Consider the following 595-nt stretch of genomic DNA (forward strand, 5'->3'; position numbering starts at 1 on the left):
TGCGCCACGCCCTGGCCCAGACCGGGCACACCCCCGTCATCAAGCCCGCTCCGCTGCGCCCACCGGTGGCAGGCGGGTTCACCCTGGACGAGTTCGCCATCGACACCACCGCTGGCACGGTGGGCTGCCCCGCCGGGCACACCGTCGCGTTGAGCCGGCCCTCCACCGGCGGGCAACGCAATGCCAACTTCGGCACGCGCTGCCGGGACTGCCCGCTGCGGCGACGCTGCACCACCGCCAAGGGCGGTCGTCATCTGACCATCCACCGCCATCACGACCTGCTGGCCGCCGCACGCCGCCAGGCCGCCACAGACCCCGACTGGCAGGCGGACTATCGGCGTTGGCGGCCGCCGGTCGAACGCGTCATCGCCTGGCTGGTCGCCGGCGGCAACCGGCGATTGCGGTATCTGGGCACGATCAAAAACGACGCCTGGCTGCGGCTGCGGGCCGCCGCCCTCAACCTCCGCCGGCTGGTCAGGATGGGACTGGCCCGCACCGACACCGCCTGGGTTCTGACCACAGGGTAAGAACAAGGGGCGGGTGGTTCCGTCCCATCTGCCCTCACGGCCAAACAAGATCTTCAGGACACTTCTAG

1 protein-coding gene is annotated in these 595 nt (G+C 70.8%); it reads left to right on the forward strand.

Annotated features, from left to right (window positions below; genetic code table 11):
* Positions 1–527, forward strand: a 527-nt coding sequence (locus F0L68_RS40490; protein ID WP_188317109.1) for a transposase, incomplete at its 5' end; no start/stop codon positions are given.
* Between the last annotated feature and the right edge of the window lie 68 nt (positions 528–595).

This window comes from Solihabitans fulvus, from assembly GCF_008386585.1.
GTDB lineage: Bacteria > Actinomycetota > Actinomycetes > Mycobacteriales > Pseudonocardiaceae > Solihabitans > Solihabitans fulvus.